The sequence below is a fragment of the Variovorax trehalosi genome (assembly GCF_051216415.1).
Classification (GTDB): Bacteria; Pseudomonadota; Gammaproteobacteria; order Burkholderiales; family Burkholderiaceae_C; genus Variovorax.
Window position 1 is genome coordinate 122,540 of sequence record NZ_JBPJZG010000009.1, and the last position, 16,658, is coordinate 139,197.

Below are 16,658 nucleotides of genomic sequence, written 5' to 3' on the forward strand. Positions count from 1 at the left end.
GAAGGACGCACCCCCGGCGGCCCCGCCAGGGTGGATTGCGTCGATCCCGCGGTCAATCCGCCAGGCCGATGTGCAACTGGCTCGCATCGCCGTTCGACGGCATCTCGAACACGAAGCGGCCGTCGTTGATTGCGAGGAACGGCGTGCCGACGGCATCGGTGCCGGTCATGAACCACCCGTTGTTCGTCACGGGGCCGAGCGTCAGTGCGAACGGCGCCGTCGTGCCGTCGGCTCGCCGGTAGGAGCCCCCATGGCTCGACGGGCCGATGGCCAGTGCGCCCAATTGCCCGCGCTCGAATAGCTGTGCACGTTGCCGGTGAGCCATGTCGCGGGCCCCGTGGCAGGCTGGCGCGGCCCCAGGAGCAGGTAGGAGCCGAGCTTGCCGTCGCTCCCGTAGGCCTCCCGGCCGAATGCCAGCATGATCTCGCGGCTTCGCACGTTGGCCACGACGAAGGTGAAGAGCGCCGAGCCGCCGCCCGAGAACAGGTACCACTGGTTCGATGCCGGGGACACGATGAAGGCGTCCGGCGATGCTTCCTCGGCGCAGGTCGTGACCGCGGTCAGCCTGCAGATCTTCGTCAGCTCGCCGTCCGGCCCGATGACCACGCGCACAATGCTGGACGACAGGTAGCGGGGTTCGAGGGCTGCAGGCGTGCCGGCCACGATGAGGTCGCAGCTGCCCGGGAGATCGGCCTGGCTCGTGACCAGGTTGCGCACCGCGAAGAAGGGCTGGACCTGGTGCGGCGGCGTGGCGAGTGCGCTCACATACAACGGGAATGCACCGCCGATCGCATCGTCGGTCACCCGGAACCGCGCCGTGTTCACGGCGCCTGCGATGCGCGGGCTGGCGAAGACCTAGCTGCCGGGATCGGAAGGGTCGGCACTGAACGTGCCGCTGCTGGCCTGTTGGAAGGCCTCGTTCATCTGGTAGGTGGCGGCATCGAAATCGAGCGTCAGCCTCACCGGATCGCGCTGTGCGGAGTAAGCCTAGTAGCTGCCGCTTCGCGGATCGACACCGCCGTTGTCCTTGAACAGGCCGATCTGGATGTAGCCCTGTGTTCCGGGATTGCGCGCGCCGACGATCACCGCCAGCGTGCCGTTCTGGGTCGCGAAGTACCTGTCCACGCCGCTGCCGTTGATCAGGCGGATGCCCTGGGGCATGCGAGGGTCGACGTCGTTCACCGGCAGCGTCAGGGTGGCGGATGTTCCTGTCGCATCGAAGCTGGTGCGCGACGTGCTCGCGGGCCCAAGGAGGTTCGTGCCCCAGCGGCCGTCCGAGGAACTGCCGACGTAGCGCGCCGTCGGCCAGGTGGTCAGGTCGCGCAGCGCGATGCGGAAGGGCCGCACGTCGGGGGCCGTGAGGCTGGCACCGCCGAGCAGCGCCACGTTCTGCCCGCCGATGCGTGCCATGCGGAACCCCAGCACGTCGGTGGGCGCATTGACGTTGGTGCCGGTCCAGACGAAATCCGCCCCCGGCGTGATCGTGTAGACGCGCCGCGATTGGAGCGGGCAAGCCTCCGGCTGGTAGATCGCGCTGTCGAAGCACATCATCAACTGCGTGCCCTTGCCCGAGATGACCATCGGCACGATCTGCGAGTCGGCGCTGCCGTCGCTGTTGAGGCTGATGCCCAGGCGGTTGTATTCGCCGTCGAGCTGTGCGGGGTCGGTCACGAAGGCGCGTGCCCCGATGAAGGCGGTGACCTGATAGCTGACCGGGTTCGACCACGGCTTCTCGAACGGGAACGCGCCGACGATGGCGTCGGCGGCAATGCGAAAACGCGCCGTGTTCACTGCGCCGGTGATGCGGCTGCTCGCGAAGAGGTACGTGCCGGGCTCGCCCGGGTCTTCCCCGAAGGTGCCCGACGTCGCCTGGCCCAGGTGGTCCGTCAGCATGTAGCTCCTGGTGTCGAAGTTGACGCGGAGCTTTTGCCGCGTGCCGTTGGTCCCGTTCGCGGCATAGACGTAGTACAAGCCGTTGCGTGCATCCGCGCCGTTCAGTCGCGCGGTGATGGCTTGTGCGTCCAAGGCTGCGCTCGTTGCCGCCTGGGCCGTCAGCGACGGCGCCCCTTCGTCGCCCCGCGCCTGGAGTGCCGGCGAATCTGAAAGGGCAGGCCCGCTGGCATCGGCAGCCATTGGCGCGGCGATGCCGTTCCCGCCGCTATTTCCTCCACCCCCGCCGCAAGCCGTCAGGCCCAGGCACAGAACAACCGCGCTCCACAGCGCAGCAAGTGTCGTCTTCATTGTTTTTTCTCCGATCCGCTCACCGGTGCCATGTGCACCGACCTCGCGCCCCCTCCGGGCACCGATGGATCGTAGCTTTAGACGCTAATTTTTTAGATGCTTTTGATTACAAAAACCGCGCAATTGTTGTCGCCGAACCCTAAAAAGCCTCTGCCATCCCATACGCCCGCATCTGCGCCTCGAACTGCGCCACGTCGTGGCTCAGCACCACGAGGTCGTGCGTCACGCCCTGCCGGTCTTTCACGTGCTTGCTCAGCAGCGCCTCGGGGCGAAAGCCCAGCGCCTGGAAGACGGCGATGGCGCTGCGCTGGTCGACGGTCATGCGCGCGACGAGTTTTTCCGCGCCGCGTTCGATGCCCAGCGCGCAGGCCTCCCGCGCGAGCCGATGGCCGAGGCCGCTGCCGCGCAGTTCGGGCGCGGCCAGGAGGCGCAGTTCGGCCACATGGCTGGACCAGGAGTGCGGGTCGCGGATCACCGCCGCGCAGCCGAGCACGGTGGTGCCGCGCACCGCGAGCACGCTGTCGATGTCGCCACGCTCGATGGCGCGGACCCAGGCGTTCATCACCTTGGGCTCGGTGATGTCGCGCGGCAGGAAGAGCAGGTCGTGCGCGGGCAGGCCCTGCGCGAAAGCCAGCACGGCGGCCGCGTCGTCCGCATTCATCAGGCGCAGGACGATGTTGCCGTCACTGCTCGTCACGGTGCGCGGATAGGTTCGCGAAAAAGAGTCGGAGACAGCAGTGATGGTCATGTCGAGCGCACTCCAAGCCAGTCGTCGAGTTTGGGCCACAGCCGGCGCACCGCGTTGGCGCCCGCGGCCAGGCTGACGTGGCCGCCCTTGAGCACCACCTCTTCCTTGTCGGCCGAGCCGATGTTGGCGATCAGCGGCTGGCCGGCCTCATAGGGAACGATGTGGTCGTGCTGCGCGAGCGCGTGCAGCACCGGCACCTTGATGTTCGCGAGCAGCACCTTGCGGCCGCCGAGCACCAGCTCGTTGCGCAGGAGCTTGTTGTCCCACATCAGTTCTTTCACGGTCTGGCGGAAGTACTCGCCGGCCAGCGGCAGCATCTCGGTGCCCCAGCGGTCGAACATGCGGTACGACTTGACGAATTCGTCATTGGCCATGTTGTCCCACAGCTGCACCACGCCGGCGCTGCGGCCTGCGGGGCGCAGCATGTCGAAGGAGGCGAACAGCATCTCGGGCGGCACGTTGCCCACGGTGTCGATGAGCCGATCGACGTCAAAGTAACGCCGGTCCGACCACGCATGGAAGAGCTTCATGCGGCTGAAGTCGATGGGCGTGGTGAAGAGCGCAAGGTTCTTGATCGGCCCGTCGGGATGCAGCGCCGCGTAGAGCGTGGAAAGCACGCCACCCATGCAGTAGCCCACGAGCGTGACGTCCTCCTCGCCGGAGCGCGCCTGCACGCGCCGCAGCGAATCGGGGATGAAGTCGAGCACGTAGTCCTCGATGCGCAGCTGCTTTTCCTGGGGGCGCGGCGCGTTCCAGTCCATCATGTAGACGTCGTAGCCTTGGAGCAGCAGGTGCTCCACCATGCTCTGGCCCGGCGCGAGGTCCAGGATATAGCCGCGATTGGTGGTCGCCATGACGATCAGGAGCGGCACGCGATAGATCTCGTCGACCAGCGGGCGGTAGTGGTACAGGCTCAGCGTGCCGCGGCGGTGGATTTCGTCCCGGCTCGTCTGCCCCATGGCCGGCGCGGCCGAAGTCAGGAAGTCCAGGCCCTTGAGGTTGCGCTGGATCGCGCGCTCGATCTCGGCGCCGATGTCGGGCAGGGCGAACGCGTCCGCGGTGGCGCTCATCGTGCCCGCTTTCCGGCGGTGCGCTTCGGGGCGGTCGGAGCCGGGGCGGCTGCCTTCGCCTGCGGGGGCTTCTTTGTGCGGCGCGGCTGGGGCGGCGCATGGGCGGCCGAAGATACAGCCGGGGAGCGTCCGCTTTCAATGGCGCGGCTGATGTTCGCCAGGTGATCGTCGATGCTTTGCAATTGCTCGCCCAGCGCCTGGATGTCGGCACGCGTGGGCAGGTTCAGCATCGTGAGGTAGCGCGCCATCAGGTCGCCCAGCCCCTTCTGCGCGGTGAGCGAGGCGTTCATGCCGCCGTGCATGCCCTGGCGGAACGGGTCCGAGGCCATGGTCTCGTTGGCGAATTCGTTGGTGCTCTTTTCCCATTGGGCCGTGAGCTCGCGCCACATGGCCATCGGGTCGAGGGGGGAGAACTTGTTCATGGACAGAGGCCCCGTCGTCTATCGGTCGTTCAATGGTCGCGACGCTGCCCGGTGTGCGCGGCAATGGCGTCGATGATCTGCGGCCACATCGGGATCGGCAGCGCATGGCCCATGCGCGGAATGCGCAGCAGCTTTGCGCCCGCAATGGCATCGGCCACGTCGACGCCGCACTCGACCGGCACCAGCGGATCGGCATCGCCGTGGATCACCAGCGTCGGCACGCGCACGTCGCGCAGTGCGGGCCTGCGGTTGCCGGACGCGAAGATCGCCGCCAGCTGGCGCGCCACACCGCCCGGATTGAGCCCGCGCAAAAAGATGAGCTGCGCGCGTTCGGCATCGCGCGCCTCGTCGAGCGGAAAGTCGGGGCCGCGCAGCACGCGCCAGACCTTCCTGTAGTGCGGCAGGTAGGTGTCGAAGGTCAGCGGCGTCGGCGAGAACAGCACCGCCATCGCCTCGGGCGTGGGCGGCGGGAGCGCCGGGTTGCCGGTCGTCGACATGATGCTGGTGAACGAGCGCATGCGCTCCGGGTGATGGATGGCCAGCTCCTGCCCGATGGCGCCGCCCATCGAGGCGCCCACGATGTGCGCGCGGTCGATGCCGAGCGCATCGAGCAGGCCGATGCAATCGGCCGCCATGTCGCGCAGCGTGTAGGGCACCACGAGCGGCTTGCCCGCCATGGCCTGCAGCATCAGCGCCTGGATGTCGGGAATGCCCAGGTGCGGCAGGTGCGTGGAATGGCCGATGTCGCGGTTGTCGAAGCGGATCACGCGGTGCCCGCCGGCTTCGGCCAGGCGCGCGCAGAACGCGTCGTCCCAGGCGACCATCTGGGCGCCGAGGCCCATGATCAGGAGAAGCGGCGGCGCGTCGGGATCGCCGAAGCTGTCCCACGCGATGTCGATGCCGTTGGCGAGCGTGCGGCGCTCGGTGCGGGGTGGGACGGCGGTCATCGCGCGGGCGCCTTGCGCCTACTTGCGCTGCAGCAGCTTGGTCACTTCGTCCACGTTGGACTGGATGCGCTGGCGCACCACGTCGAAGGCATCGGCCTGCGACTTGGCCGCGAGGTTGGCCAGCTCCTTGATGTCGTCGATGGCGCGCTGGAACGACTGGCGGCCGAGCTCGTCGAGCTTGGCCAGGTTGGCCTTGGCGTCCTTGCCGGGCATTTCCTTGGCGGCCGTCTGCCATTCGGTGATGGCGCTCTTGATCATCTCGGTCTGCCGCTGCACCACGGTCTGCAGGCCCTGGTAGGACTTTTCATTGGCCTGCATCAGCGCCTGCAGGTCCTTGCGGCCGCTCTCGAGCAGCTTGCCCGCGCCGCCGGTCAGGTTGAGTTCCTGCAGGCGATCGGTCATGCCCTTGAGATTCTTCAGCGGATTGAGCATGTCGGCGGCGCTGGGAGCGGCCGTCTTGGCGCTGCTGCTACTGCTGGCAGTGGTCTTCTTGGCGGCGGCTTTCTTGGCAGTGGCCATGGTGCGGTATCTCCTGTGTCGGGTGAACGGGTGAATGGCAAACAAGGACCGGCCGGACGGCAAAAGTCCCTCGCCACGATACGCCGCACCGGCACGCCCGCGGTCCCCGCAGCGACAAATTTGCCTGCGGGATTTCCCTTGGGTGACTTGCCTTACATCGCTTACATCGGCGGCGCGAAGCCGTTGCGCCCGGCCGTGACGCGCAGCGCCGTCGGCGTGCCGTTCTTTTCCTGTGCATTGACCAGCACCTTGGCGCCGGGCACCAGCAGCGCCTCGGTGCCGGGGCGGAAGGTCACGACTGGCACGTCGGGCGGCACGATGACGGTCTTCTCGCCGCCCTTGTAGGTCAGGCGCAATTGCTGCCCGCCGCGCACCGACTTCGGCGCCGCGGCCAGGTCGGCGACGGTGGCGTTGGTCATGGTGCTCTCCGGCAGCAGGTCCCACGGCCGGTGGCCTTCGCCGGTGCCGCGCGCGGCCTCGGGGAACACCACGACTTCGAGCGCCTTCTGCGTGCCGTCGGCCTGCGGTATGGCGGCGGTGCCGATGAAGCTGCCTTTCTTGATGTCGGCGAGCTTGATGCGGTAGACCTCCGCCAGCTGCATGTCGGCCGGCCGCGCGAGGCTGACGACTTCGCCGCCGCGGTCCTGCACGACGAGTGTCTTGGCGTCGACGCGGACGATGGTGCCGCGGATGCGGACTTGTTCGGAAGGGGCTTGTGCCGAAGCGGCGACCGGCGCGGCCGCGCCGGCAAGAAGGGCGGCCGAGGCCAGCAGGGTCGAGGAGATTCTGGAGAGCATGGGAGGGGTCTTGGTGTTGGAGTGCGGATCAATGTACGCCTCGAAAACGAAACGCGCTTCCCGTCATGCGGGATACCCCAGCGGTTGGCTCGGCCTGGCACCCCGTCTACAATCCGCCGTTCCGAGGAGCGTTGCAGCGCCATCAAGGCGTGAGGCTCGGACCACATCGCAACCACGCTCACCCGCTGTTCTCGCGGTGAGTCCCTTTTCCGTCAGACCCCGTACGCAGTGGCATCTTTCAAACCAGTTTTGGAGTTCTCATGAGCGCCGTTCTCAAGCCCACCCCCGTTTCGACCGCCGACCAGGCGATTGCCGATCTGTCCCTCGCCGCCTGGGGTCGTAAGGAAATCCGCATTGCGGAAACCGAAATGCCCGGCCTGATGGCCATCCGTGAAGAGTTCTCGAAGGCGCAGCCGCTCAAGGGCGCGCGCATCACGGGCTCGCTGCACATGACCATTCAAACGGCCGTGCTGATCGAGACGCTGCAAGCCCTGGGCGCGACCGTGCGCTGGGCCTCGTGCAACATCTTCTCGACGCAGGACCACGCCGCTGCAGCGATTGCCGCTTCGGGCACGCCGGTGTTCGCGATCAAGGGCGAGTCGCTCAAAGACTACTGGGACTACACCCACGCGATCTTCGACTTCGGTCCCAAGGACTCGAAGGGCGAAGGCCCGAACATGATCCTGGACGACGGCGGCGACGCCACGCTGCTGATGCACCTGGGCCAGCGCGCCGAAAAGGACCAGAGCTTGCTGGCCAATCCGGGCAGTGAAGAAGAACGCATCCTCTTTGCGGCGATCAAGGCCAAGCTGGCTGTCGATTCGACCTGGTACACCCGCAAGTCCGCCGAGATCATCGGCGTGACCGAAGAGACGACCACCGGCGTGCACCGCCTGAACGAGATGAGTGCCAAGGGCACGCTGCTGTTCCGCGCCATCAACGTGAACGACTCGGTCACCAAGAGCAAGTTCGACAACCTGTACGGCTGCCGCGAATCGCTGGTCGACGGCATCAAGCGCGCGACCGACGTGATGATCGCCGGCAAGGTGGCCTGCGTGGCCGGCTACGGCGACGTGGGCAAGGGCTCCGCCCAGGCGCTGCGCGCACTGTCGGCGCAGGTGTGGGTCACTGAAATCGACCCCATCAACGCCCTGCAGGCCGCGATGGAAGGCTACAAGGTCGTGACGATGGAATACGCCGCCGACAAGGCCGACATCTTCGTGACGACCACGGGCAACAAGGACGTCATCACGCACGACACGATGGCCAAGATGAAGGACCAGGCCATCGTCTGCAACATCGGCCACTTCGACAACGAGATCGACGTCGCGTCGATCGAGAAGTACGAGTGGGAAGAGATCAAGCCGCAGGTCGACCACATCACCTTCCCGGATGGCAAGAAGATCATCCTGCTGGCCAAGGGCCGCCTGGTGAACCTGGGCTGCGGCACGGGCCACCCGAGCTTCGTGATGTCGTCGTCGTTCGCGAACCAGACCATCGCGCAGATCGAACTGTTCACCAAGCCCGATGCGTACCAGGCCGGCAAGGTCTACGTGCTGCCCAAGCACCTGGACGAGAAGGTCGCGCGCCTGCACCTGAAGAAGGTCGGCGCGATGCTGACCGAGCTGACCGACGCGCAAGCTGCCTACATCGGCGTTAGCAAGAACGGCCCGTACAAGCCGGACACGTACCGCTACTGATCGGGTTCATGCGCGCCGATCAATTGCTGGTGGAACGCGGCCTCGCCGCCTCGCGTTCGCAGGCCGTGCGGCTCATTGCCGGCGGCATGCGCTGGCGCGATGCGGGCACGAGCGACGCATGGCGCTCGGTCGTCAAGAACAAGGACGAAGTGCCCGACTCCGCCGAGCTCGAGCTCGACGATGCAGCCGAGGCGCGCTACGTGTCGCGGGGCGGGCTCAAGCTCGAAGGCGCGCTGGCTGTGAGCGGTATCGATCCTGCGGGCAAGCTGTGCCTCGATGTGGGCCAGTCGACCGGCGGCTTCACCGATTGCCTGCTGCAACGCGGTGCGACGAAGGTGGTGGGCGTCGACGTCGGCCACGGGCAGTTGCATGCGAAGTTGCGCGACGACGAGCGCGTGGTGGCCATCGAAGGGGTCAATGCACGGGCGCTGTCTGCGGACGACCTGCGAGAGGATCGCGATGAAGAAGAAGGGGACGCGCCAGAGGGCGGGGAACCTTCCGACCCGCGCTTCGACCTCATCGTGGGCGACCTGTCGTTCATCTCGCAGACGCTGGTGCTGCCGGCCGTGGTCCAGTTCCTGGCCGACGACGGCCACCTGCTGATGCTGGTCAAGCCGCAGTTCGAGCTGCAGCCCGGCCAGGTCGGCAAGGGCGGCATCGTGCGTGACGCGGCGATGTACGAGATCGTCGAGAAGCGCCTGCACGACGCCTGCGCGGCGCTCGACCTGAAGGTGCTGCGCTGGTTCGACAGCCCCATCGCCGGTGGCGACGGCAACCGCGAGTTTTTCATTCACGCTGTGCGCGCGACGGGCGCGAACGGTTCCTAAGGAGACGCAGGTGCGCCTTCCGCTGAGTTTCGAATTCTTCCCGACCAAGACGCCCGAAGGCGCGGTCAAGCTGCGCGCGGTGCGCCAGCAGCTGTATGTGCGCACGCCCCAGTTCTGCTCGGTCACCTATGGTGCGGGCGGCTCCACGCACCAGGGCACCTTCGGTGCGGTGCAGGAGATCCTGAACGAAGGCGTCGATGCCGCCAGCCATTTCTCGTGCATCGGCGCTACGCGCGCCACGGTGCGGGAGCAACTGGCCGAATTGAAGGCCATGGGCGTCAAGCGCCTCGTGGCCTTGCGTGGCGACCTGCCGAGCGGCTACGGCATCGGCGGCGAGTTTCACTACGCGAGCGATCTCGTGGCCTTCATCCGCGAGGAAACGGGCAGCGACTTCCACATCGAGGTGGCCTGCTATCCCGAAGTGCATCCGCAGGCACGCTCGCCCGAGGCCGACCTGCAGGCTTTTGCCGCCAAGGTGAAGGCAGGTGCCGACTCGGCCATCACGCAGTATTTCTTCAGCCCCGAGGCCTACTTCCGCTTCGTCGACGACGTGCGCAAGCTCGGCATCGACACGCCGATCGTGCCGGGCATCATGCCAATCACGAGCTCGACGCAGCTGATGCGTTTCTCGGACGCCTGCGGCGCCGAGATTCCGCGCTGGATCCGCCTGCGCCTGCAAGGCTTTGGCGACGACACCGCATCGATCAAGGCCTTCGGGCTGGACGTGGTGACCGACCTCTGCGCGCGCCTTCGCGACGGCGGCGCACCCGCGATCCATTTCTACACGATGAACCAGTCTGCGGCGACGCTGGCTGTGCTGGAGCGCCTCGATTGAGAGGGGGCGCCGCAGGTTCGTCGCTGCGCGCGGGGCTTCGCCTCGCGATCGTCGCCGCCACCTGCGTGCTCGCGGGCTGCGCCATGCCGCCTGCCACCGAAGGCGGCACCGATCCGGGTGCCGCAGCGGGCTCGCGGCTGCGGCCGCTCTCGAAGGGGCTGGCGGTTCCGCCGGGCGCCTCGGCGCGGTCGGATGTGCCGTCGGTGCGCTATGACCTCGCAGTGTCCGGCACCGGCGAACTGACGCCCGACGACGGCGTGCCCGGCGACGACGGTCCGCGCGAGATCTTCGAGCGCGGCGGCGCGTCCTGGTACGGCATCCAGTTCCACCAGCGCAAGACAGCGAGCGGCGAGCGCTTCGACATGACGGCCCTGACGGCCGCCCACAAGACCCTGCCGTTCGGAACGCGCGTCTGCGTGCGCAGCCTGGTCAACGGCAGCGAGGTGCTGGTACGCATCACCGATCGCGGACCCTATGCGCAGGGCCGCGTGATCGACCTGAGCCGTGCCGCGGCCGAGCGCATCGGCCTGATCGGGCTTGGAATCAAGCAGGTGGCACTGTCGGTCGTCGGCCCCGCGGGCATGCGCTGCGGCGGTGTCGATGTGGAGCCGGGCGAAGCGGCTGCGCCCGTGGCGCCGGGCGCCGATCGCGCCAAGGCCACGGTGCCGGCACGGCGCAAGGCGATCGTGCCGCCGCGGCGTCGCCGCTGAATCGCTGAACGGGCGGATCAGCCGCCGCTGTCGAGCGAGAAGGTCGCGTTGCGGTCCTGCGCCAGCTTCTCGGCCAGTTGCGGCAGCGCCGCCGCGAGCAGCGGCTTCAAGGTGTACGGCGGGTTGATCAGGAACATGCCGCTGGCCGGCAGGCCGGGGCGCTTGGTCTCGCCGGTCGGCGTGGCCGTCAGCTTGCTCGACTTGACCGTCAGCGTGGCATGCAGCCACGGCTTGCCGGCCTTGGTCGCCATGGTCTTGAGCCGGCGCGGCAGGTCGTGCGCTTCGGGCCGCGGAATGATCGGATACCAGACCGCATACGTGCCCGTGGCAAAGCGCTTGAGCGCCTCGGCCGCGAAGTCGAGCACCCGGGCGTAGTCGCTCTTGATCTCGTAGCTCGGGTCCATCAGCACCAGCGCGCGGCGCGAAGGCGGCGGCAGGAACTTGGTGGCGCTCCCGAAGCCGTCCTCGGTCAACACGGCGATCTGCCGGCCGGCTTCGAGCTGTGCGATGTTGGCGCCGAGCGTGCGCGAATCGGTCGGGTGCAGCTCGAACAGCTTGAGCTTGTCGTGGTCGCGCAGCAGGTGCTGCACGATGAACGGCGAGCCGGGGTAGACGCGGGCGCCGCCCTTGGGGTTGAAGTCGTGGATCACGCTGAGGTAGCGCGCGATCGCGTCGGCCAATGGGGCCTCGGCCTCTGGCGCGACTTTCTTGGCGGTTGACTTCGCGGCGGGCGCAGCTGCGGCGGGCTCCTTGGGTGGAGCAAGCAGGCGCAGGATGCCGTCGGCCGCTTCGCCGCTGGTGTCGGCGTAGTCGCCATCGAGCCGGTAGAGGCCCGCGCCGGCGTGGGTGTCCACGACCGTGAGGGCGGCCTCTTTTTCGAGCAGGTGGTCGAGCGTGGCAATCAGCACCGTGTGCTTGAGCACGTCGGCGTGGTTGCCGGCATGGAAGGCGTGGCGGTAACTGAACATGAGGGATTCCGGGATAGGTGGCAGATGCGCAACAGCCTCTTCAATGAAGCCGCGGTAACATCAAATTACAAAACTAGAGGGAAACAGGATGAGTCCGTCGAACTGGAGATTTTGGGGCCTCGCGGCCACGATGGGAATTTTGTCGGCCCTGGGCGGCTGCGCCGCCATCAGCCAGGGACTCGATCAGCCGATGCGCGTCGACGTCCTGTCGCAGACCGGGGAGATCATTCCCGATGCGAGATGCAGGGCCGTCAACGACAAGGCCAAGGTGAGGATGCGATCCGGCCGGGTCATCGGCGTGCGCCGCTCGCGGGCCGACCTGATGATCCAGTGCACCGTCGACGGCCAAGGCGTGGCCACCGGGCAGGCGGTCTCGCGTCCCAACATCGGTTTCCTGGGCAACTTCGTCGTGGCCGGTGGCGTGATCGGCGCGGCGGTGGACGACAGCGCCGGCACGGCCTACACCTACCCGACCTGGATCCAAATGGTCATCGGCGAAGAGCGCCTGTACGACCGCAGCGGCCACCGCGACGAAAGCCTGGACACCGGCACGCTGGTGCGCAAGCTCGATGCGCCGGCTACCAAGGCTGCGGTGCTGACCGGGCCGGTGACCGCGCCGGTGCGCTGACCGGGCCAGACCCGAAATTGGCCAGATCGGCCAATTCTTCATATAATCGCGGGCTTCGCAGCGTTTTTGTGGCCCCGCGGCGAAGGCATTCAACCCGTCTTGCGGGGCGAATGAAACCCCACCTAAGAGATTCCCATCAGAGGAACGCCGACCGTGGAAAAGGGCTCGCCAAACCCTCTTTTCAAGAGAAAAACTCATGACCAAAACGTTCAGCGCCAAGCCCGCTGACGTGACGCACGAGTGGTTTGTGATTGACGCGACCGACAAGGTCCTCGGACGAGTAGCCAGCGAAGTTGCTCTCCGTTTGCGCGGCAAACACAAGGCCATTTACACGCCTCACGTCGATACCGGTGACTTCATCGTCATCATCAATGCCGCGCAACTGCGCGTCACCGGCGCCAAGTCGATCGACAAGGTGTACTACCGTCACTCGGGCTACCCGGGCGGCATCAGTGCCACCAACTTCCGCGACATGCAATCCAAGTTCCCGGGCCGTGCCCTGGAAAAGGCCGTCAAGGGCATGCTGCCCAAGGGCCCGCTTGGCTACGCGATGATCAAGAAACTCAAGGTCTACGGTGGCGCAGAGCACCCGCATACCGCCCAACAGCCCAAAGTGCTGGAACTGTAAGGAGCCTTGAGAATGATTGGTGAATGGAACAATGGCACCGGCCGTCGCAAATCCAGCGTCGCCCGTGTGTTTCTGAAAAAAGGCACCGGCAAGATCACGGTCAACGGCAAGGACATCCAAGAGTTCTTCGGCCGCGAAACCTCGATCATGATTGCCAAGCAGCCCCTGGCGCTGACCAACAACCTCGAAGCTTTCGACGTGATGGTCAACGTGAACGGTGGCGGCGAATCGGGTCAAGCCGGCGCCACGCGCCACGGCATCACCCGTGCCCTGATCGACTACGACGCAACGCTCAAGCCCGTGCTGAGCCAAGCCGGCTTCGTGACGCGCGATGCGCGTGAAGTCGAACGTAAGAAGGTCGGTCTGCACTCCGCCCGTCGTCGCAAGCAGTTCAGCAAGCGCTGATCCTGTTCATTGCGAACCAAAGCCGCCTTCGGGCGGCTTTTTCGTTGCCAGTACTTGGCGGATGCGGCATCCGACCCCACTTGCGTTGGGGTGCACGCCACAGTCAGCCTGCCTGAAATGCGGCATTGCAGTAGCATTCGTTCCCTTGGCCGCATGTTCGGCCACCCCCAAGGAGTTACCTCTCATGAGCGCCGTAGCCGAAAACATCCAGACCCAGATGCCCGAGCCGATCGTCTTCACCGACAGCGCGGCAGCCAAGGTGGCCGACCTGATCGCCGAGGAAGGCAATCCCGAGCTGAAGCTGCGCGTGTTCGTGCAGGGCGGCGGTTGCTCCGGCTTCCAGTACGGTTTCACCTTCGATGAAATCACCAACGAAGACGACACCACCATGACCAAGAATGGCGTGTCGCTGCTGATCGATGCCATGAGCTACCAGTACCTGGTCGGCGCCGAGATCGACTACAAGGAAGACCTCCAGGGCGCCCAGTTCGTGATCAAGAACCCGAACGCCACCAGCACCTGCGGCTGCGGATCGAGCTTCTCGGCCTGATGCCTGGATGCCGCTGACAAGGCTCCCCCAAGAAAGCCGCCTCCGGGCGGCTTTTTGCTGCCCGTTGTTTTCCGCTTTCCTTCTGCCCTCATGACGTCCGAAGCCGCAACCGCCGTCGATCCCTCCCGCAAGAGCCTGCTGTGGCTGGTGGCCGTCGGCTTCTTCATGCAGACGCTGGATGCCACCATCATCAACACCGCGCTGCCGGCCATGGCCGCGAGCCTGAACGTGAGCCCGCTGCGCATGCAGTCGGTGGTGGTGGCCTATGCGCTCACGATGGCGATGCTGATCCCCGCCTCGGGCTGGATCGCCGACCGCTTCGGCACGCGGCGCATCTTCTTCGCGGCCATCGTGCTGTTTGCGGCGGGGTCCGTGCTCTGTGCGCTGTCGCAGGGGTTGGGACAGCTCGTGGCCGCGCGGGTGGTGCAGGGCCTGGGCGGCGCCTTGCTGCTGCCCGTGGGGCGCCTGGCGCTGCTGCGTACGGTGCCGCGCGGCGAATTCCTCCAGGCGATGAGTTTCGTCGCGATCCCGGGGCTCATAGGCCCCTTGCTGGGCCCGACGCTGGGCGGCTGGCTGGTGCAGTACGCCTCCTGGCACTGGATCTTCCTGATCAACGTGCCGGTGGGCCTGGCGGGTTGCATCGCCACGCTCAAGTACATGCCGGACCTGCGCGGCGCCATTCAGAAGCGCTTCGACAGCGTGGGCTACGCGATGCTGGCCTTCGGCATGGTGGCGATTTCGCTGGCGCTCGACGGCGTGTCCGAACTCGGCCTGCGCCAGGGCGGCGTGATGGTCGTGCTGATCTTCGGTTTCGCGAGCGTGGTGGCCTACTGGCTGCGCGCCGCGCGCACGCCCGAACCGCTGTTCGCGCCCTCGCTGTTCCGCGTGCCGACGCTCAGCATCGGGCTCATCGGCAACCTGTTCTCGCGCCTGGGCAGCAGCTGCATGCCCTTTCTCGTGCCGCTGCTGCTGCAGGTGTCGATGGGCTATTCGCCTGTGCGGGCCGGCCTGATGATGCTGCCGATCGCGCTCGCGGGCATGGCCATGAAGCGCTTTGCCACGCCGCTGATCACCCGCCACGGCTACCGAAAGGTGCTGGTGGTCAACACGGTGCTGGTGGGCTGCACGATGGCCAGTTTCGGCCTGACGGCGCCCGGCCAGCCCATGGCGCTGCACGTGCTGCAGTTGCTGGCCTTCGGTGCGGTCAACTCGCTGCAGTTCACGGCGATGAACACGATCACGCTCAAGGACCTCGACGGCACCATGGCCAGCAGCGGCAACAGCCTGCTGTCGATGGTGCAGATGCTGGCAATGAGCCTGGGTGTGGCGGCCGCGGGTGCCGTGCTGGCGGGCTACAACGGAATTTTCGGCACCGAGACAGCCGCCCACACGCTCAATGCCTTTCAGGCCACTTTTGCAAGCATGGGTTTGATCACGGTGGCATCTGCGCTGATCTTCTGGCATTTGCCGGCAGAAGTGCGCGCGGCCCAGCCTGCGCAGCCGGAGGTTTCCGGCCAGGGTTGAAGCTCAGGCCGGGTAGATCGCGCCCAGCACCCGCGCGCCGCGCGCCCCGGTCACGCTGGCCAGATTGCCCGCATCGCGACGCACCGTGCAGCGCGCGAGCCAGGCAAAAGCCGCGGCCTCGACCTGCTGCGGCGGCAGGCCCTGGTCGGTCGATGCCACCACCTGTACGCCGGGAAGCAGCGCGCGCAGGCGCCCGAGGAGATGGTCGTTCAGCGCGCCACCACCGCACACGATCAGCAGCTTGCTATCTTTTCCGTAGCTGAGGAGGTCGGCGGCGCATGTGCTGGCCGTCAGTTCGGTCAACGTGGCCTGCACGTCGGCCGGCGCCATGGCCGTGGTGCCGAGCTGCGCGGCCAGCCAGGTCGGGTTGAACAGGTCGCGCCCTGTGCTTTTCGGCGGCGCCTTGGCGAAATACGGATCGGCCCGCAGTTGCGCGAGCAGTTGGGGCAGCACCTGCCCGCTCGCCGCCCATTGGCCGCCGCGGTCGAAGGGCTGGCCCTGGTAGGTCTGGCACCAATGATCCATCAGCGCATTGCCGGGGCCGCAGTCGAAGCCCCGCACGATGGCGCCGTCCGGCGCATTGGTGGCCGGGAGCAGGCTCAGGTTGGAAATGCCGCCGATGTTCAGCACGGCGACCGTCTCGTCGGCACGCGCGAACAGGGCGCGGTGAAACGCCGGCACCAGCGGCGCGCCCTGGCCGCCGGCGGCGAGATCGCGGCTGCGAAAGTCGCCGACCACATCGATGCCGGTCAGCTCGGCCAGCAACGAGGGATTGTTGATTTGCAGCGTGTAGCCGACGTCGTCGAATTCGAGCGGTCGGTGGCGCACCGTCTGGCCGTGCGCGCCGATGGCGGCGATCGCGCCGGCGGCAATGCCGCTGTCCGACAGCAACTGCTGCACTACGCCGGCATAGGCTCGGGCGAGTCCGTTGCCGGCCAGCGCCGCGCGATGCAGTTCGTTGTCGCCGGGGGTGTTGAGCGCCAGGAGCTCCGCACGCAAGGTCACGGGAAACTCGGCAGTGGCGTAGGCTTTCACCGCGATCCGGCCGTCGGAAAAGTCGGCAAGCACGCCGTCGACGCCGTCGAGCGAGGTGCCTGACATCAGGCCGATGAAAAGTTCGGCGGCCATCTCAGGATCGG

General features: G+C 66.8%; 20 protein-coding genes and 1 riboswitch. Of the genes, 9 read left to right on the top strand and 11 right to left on the bottom strand.

What is annotated here, in order from left to right:
• Positions 1–52: 52 nt before the first annotated feature.
• From ACSFA7_RS28435 to ACSFA7_RS28475, 9 genes are all read right to left on the bottom strand, one after another.
• Positions 53–190 carry a hypothetical protein gene (locus ACSFA7_RS28435; RefSeq protein ID WP_435502456.1) on the bottom strand — a complete coding sequence of 46 codons (138 nt, stop codon included), beginning with the start codon at positions 188–190 and terminating at the stop codon, positions 53–55.
• 11 nt (positions 191–201) lie between these two features.
• Positions 202–825, bottom strand: coding sequence for a hypothetical protein (locus tag ACSFA7_RS28440; protein ID WP_435502457.1), 624 nt, complete (start codon positions 823–825; stop codon positions 202–204).
• 162 nt (positions 826–987) lie between these two features.
• Complete coding sequence (locus tag ACSFA7_RS28445) at positions 988–2,241, bottom strand: hypothetical protein (protein ID WP_435502458.1); 1,254 nt, start codon at positions 2,239–2,241, stop codon at positions 988–990.
• Positions 2,242–2,380: 139 nt separating this feature from the next.
• On the bottom strand, positions 2,381–2,938 hold the full coding sequence (locus ACSFA7_RS28450) for a GNAT family N-acetyltransferase (protein WP_435502459.1): 558 nt from the start codon (positions 2,936–2,938) through the stop codon (positions 2,381–2,383).
• 47 nt (positions 2,939–2,985) lie between these two features.
• A complete protein-coding gene (locus ACSFA7_RS28455) occupies positions 2,986–4,059 on the bottom strand; it encodes an alpha/beta fold hydrolase (protein ID WP_435502460.1) in 1,074 nt (357 codons plus the stop codon).
• Positions 4,056–4,481, bottom strand: a complete 426-nt coding sequence (locus ACSFA7_RS28460) for a cyclin family protein (RefSeq protein WP_435502461.1) — start codon at positions 4,479–4,481, stop codon at positions 4,056–4,058. Before ACSFA7_RS28460 ends, ACSFA7_RS28455 begins: the two co-directional genes overlap by 4 nt.
• 29 nt (positions 4,482–4,510) lie before the next feature.
• The gene (locus ACSFA7_RS28465; RefSeq protein WP_435502462.1) at positions 4,511–5,428 is read right to left on the bottom strand and encodes an alpha/beta fold hydrolase; all 918 of its coding nucleotides are present in this window, start codon (positions 5,426–5,428) and stop codon (positions 4,511–4,513) included.
• An 18-nt stretch (positions 5,429–5,446) separates the two neighbouring features.
• Positions 5,447–5,947 carry a TIGR01841 family phasin gene (gene phaP / locus ACSFA7_RS28470; RefSeq protein ID WP_206175725.1) on the bottom strand — a complete coding sequence of 167 codons (501 nt, stop codon included), beginning with the start codon at positions 5,945–5,947 and terminating at the stop codon, positions 5,447–5,449.
• Positions 5,948–6,108: 161 nt separating this feature from the next.
• Positions 6,109–6,744, bottom strand: a complete 636-nt coding sequence (locus tag ACSFA7_RS28475; RefSeq protein ID WP_435502463.1) for a hypothetical protein — start codon at positions 6,742–6,744, stop codon at positions 6,109–6,111.
• Between the two features lie 117 nt (positions 6,745–6,861).
• Positions 6,862–6,931, top strand: a riboswitch (S-adenosyl-L-homocysteine riboswitch).
• Positions 6,932–7,004: 73 nt separating this feature from the next.
• Here ACSFA7_RS28475 and ahcY point away from each other — a divergent pair.
• The 4 genes from ahcY (at position 7,005) to ACSFA7_RS28495 (ending at position 10,816) form a co-directional block, all read left to right on the top strand.
• Positions 7,005–8,444, top strand: a complete 1,440-nt coding sequence (gene ahcY, locus ACSFA7_RS28480; protein WP_435502464.1) for an adenosylhomocysteinase — start codon at positions 7,005–7,007, stop codon at positions 8,442–8,444.
• Positions 8,445–8,452: 8 nt separating this feature from the next.
• Complete coding sequence (locus ACSFA7_RS28485; RefSeq protein ID WP_435502465.1) at positions 8,453–9,271, top strand: TlyA family RNA methyltransferase; 819 nt, start codon at positions 8,453–8,455, stop codon at positions 9,269–9,271.
• A 10-nt stretch (positions 9,272–9,281) separates the two neighbouring features.
• The gene (gene metF, locus ACSFA7_RS28490) at positions 9,282–10,106 is read left to right on the top strand and encodes a methylenetetrahydrofolate reductase [NAD(P)H] (protein WP_435502466.1); all 825 of its coding nucleotides are present in this window, start codon (positions 9,282–9,284) and stop codon (positions 10,104–10,106) included.
• 83 nt (positions 10,107–10,189) lie between these two features.
• Complete coding sequence (locus tag ACSFA7_RS28495; RefSeq protein ID WP_435502584.1) at positions 10,190–10,816, top strand: septal ring lytic transglycosylase RlpA family protein; 627 nt, start codon at positions 10,190–10,192, stop codon at positions 10,814–10,816.
• 17 nt (positions 10,817–10,833) lie between these two features.
• Here ACSFA7_RS28495 and ACSFA7_RS28500 read toward each other — a convergent pair whose 3' ends face one another.
• Entirely contained in the window at positions 10,834–11,784 is a 951-nt protein-coding gene (locus ACSFA7_RS28500) for a 23S rRNA (adenine(2030)-N(6))-methyltransferase RlmJ (protein WP_435502467.1), read from the bottom strand.
• A gap of 88 nt (positions 11,785–11,872) precedes the next feature.
• Here ACSFA7_RS28500 and ACSFA7_RS28505 point away from each other — a divergent pair, with 88 nt between their 5' ends.
• The 5 genes from ACSFA7_RS28505 (at position 11,873) to mdtD (ending at position 15,519) form a co-directional block, all read left to right on the top strand.
• The gene (locus tag ACSFA7_RS28505) at positions 11,873–12,412 is read left to right on the top strand and encodes a hypothetical protein (protein WP_435502468.1); all 540 of its coding nucleotides are present in this window, start codon (positions 11,873–11,875) and stop codon (positions 12,410–12,412) included.
• 196 nt (positions 12,413–12,608) lie between these two features.
• Positions 12,609–13,040 (top strand): 50S ribosomal protein L13, encoded by a 432-nt coding sequence (gene rplM / locus ACSFA7_RS28510; RefSeq protein ID WP_013543664.1) that lies wholly within the window; start codon positions 12,609–12,611, stop codon positions 13,038–13,040.
• Positions 13,041–13,052: 12 nt separating this feature from the next.
• A complete protein-coding gene (gene rpsI / locus ACSFA7_RS28515) occupies positions 13,053–13,445 on the top strand; it encodes a 30S ribosomal protein S9 (RefSeq protein ID WP_007827948.1) in 393 nt (130 codons plus the stop codon).
• A gap of 184 nt (positions 13,446–13,629) precedes the next feature.
• Positions 13,630–13,995, top strand: coding sequence for an iron-sulfur cluster insertion protein ErpA (erpA, locus tag ACSFA7_RS28520; protein ID WP_013543663.1), 366 nt, complete (start codon positions 13,630–13,632; stop codon positions 13,993–13,995).
• A gap of 90 nt (positions 13,996–14,085) precedes the next feature.
• Positions 14,086–15,519, top strand: coding sequence for a multidrug transporter subunit MdtD (gene mdtD, locus ACSFA7_RS28525; RefSeq protein ID WP_435502469.1), 1,434 nt, complete (start codon positions 14,086–14,088; stop codon positions 15,517–15,519).
• 3 nt (positions 15,520–15,522) lie between these two features.
• On the opposite strand, the gene ACSFA7_RS28530 is transcribed toward mdtD, so the two are convergent.
• Entirely contained in the window at positions 15,523–16,647 is a 1,125-nt protein-coding gene (locus tag ACSFA7_RS28530; RefSeq protein ID WP_435502470.1) for an anhydro-N-acetylmuramic acid kinase, read from the bottom strand.
• Positions 16,648–16,658 lie beyond the last annotated feature (11 nt).

What these genes read in the sequence shown, in the direction of transcription:
- ACSFA7_RS28445 (WP_435502458.1), bottom strand. Translation starts at nt 2,241, where the DNA reads ATGAAGACGACACTTGCTGCGCTGTGGAGCGCGGTTGTTCTGTGCCTG.
- ACSFA7_RS28455 (WP_435502460.1), bottom strand. Translation starts at nt 4,059, where the DNA reads ATGAGCGCCACCGCGGACGCGTTCGCCCTGCCCGACATCGGCGCCGAG.
- ACSFA7_RS28460 (WP_435502461.1), bottom strand. Translation starts at nt 4,481, where the DNA reads ATGAACAAGTTCTCCCCCCTCGACCCGATGGCCATGTGGCGCGAGCTC.
- ACSFA7_RS28465 (WP_435502462.1), bottom strand. Translation starts at nt 5,428, where the DNA reads ATGACCGCCGTCCCACCCCGCACCGAGCGCCGCACGCTCGCCAACGGC.
- phaP (WP_206175725.1), bottom strand. Translation starts at nt 5,947, where the DNA reads ATGGCCACTGCCAAGAAAGCCGCCGCCAAGAAGACCACTGCCAGCAGT.
- ACSFA7_RS28475 (WP_435502463.1), bottom strand. Translation starts at nt 6,744, where the DNA reads ATGCTCTCCAGAATCTCCTCGACCCTGCTGGCCTCGGCCGCCCTTCTT.
- ahcY (WP_435502464.1), top strand. Translation starts at nt 7,005, where the DNA reads ATGAGCGCCGTTCTCAAGCCCACCCCCGTTTCGACCGCCGACCAGGCG.
- ACSFA7_RS28485 (WP_435502465.1), top strand. Translation starts at nt 8,453, where the DNA reads ATGCGCGCCGATCAATTGCTGGTGGAACGCGGCCTCGCCGCCTCGCGT.
- ACSFA7_RS28495 (WP_435502584.1), top strand. Translation starts at nt 10,190, where the DNA reads ATGCCGCCTGCCACCGAAGGCGGCACCGATCCGGGTGCCGCAGCGGGC.
- ACSFA7_RS28500 (WP_435502467.1), bottom strand. Translation starts at nt 11,784, where the DNA reads ATGTTCAGTTACCGCCACGCCTTCCATGCCGGCAACCACGCCGACGTG.
- ACSFA7_RS28505 (WP_435502468.1), top strand. Translation starts at nt 11,873, where the DNA reads ATGAGTCCGTCGAACTGGAGATTTTGGGGCCTCGCGGCCACGATGGGA.
- rplM (WP_013543664.1), top strand. Translation starts at nt 12,609, where the DNA reads ATGACCAAAACGTTCAGCGCCAAGCCCGCTGACGTGACGCACGAGTGG.
- rpsI (WP_007827948.1), top strand. Translation starts at nt 13,053, where the DNA reads ATGATTGGTGAATGGAACAATGGCACCGGCCGTCGCAAATCCAGCGTC.
- erpA (WP_013543663.1), top strand. Translation starts at nt 13,630, where the DNA reads ATGAGCGCCGTAGCCGAAAACATCCAGACCCAGATGCCCGAGCCGATC.
- mdtD (WP_435502469.1), top strand. Translation starts at nt 14,086, where the DNA reads ATGACGTCCGAAGCCGCAACCGCCGTCGATCCCTCCCGCAAGAGCCTG.
- ACSFA7_RS28530 (WP_435502470.1), bottom strand. Translation starts at nt 16,647, where the DNA reads ATGGCCGCCGAACTTTTCATCGGCCTGATGTCAGGCACCTCGCTCGAC.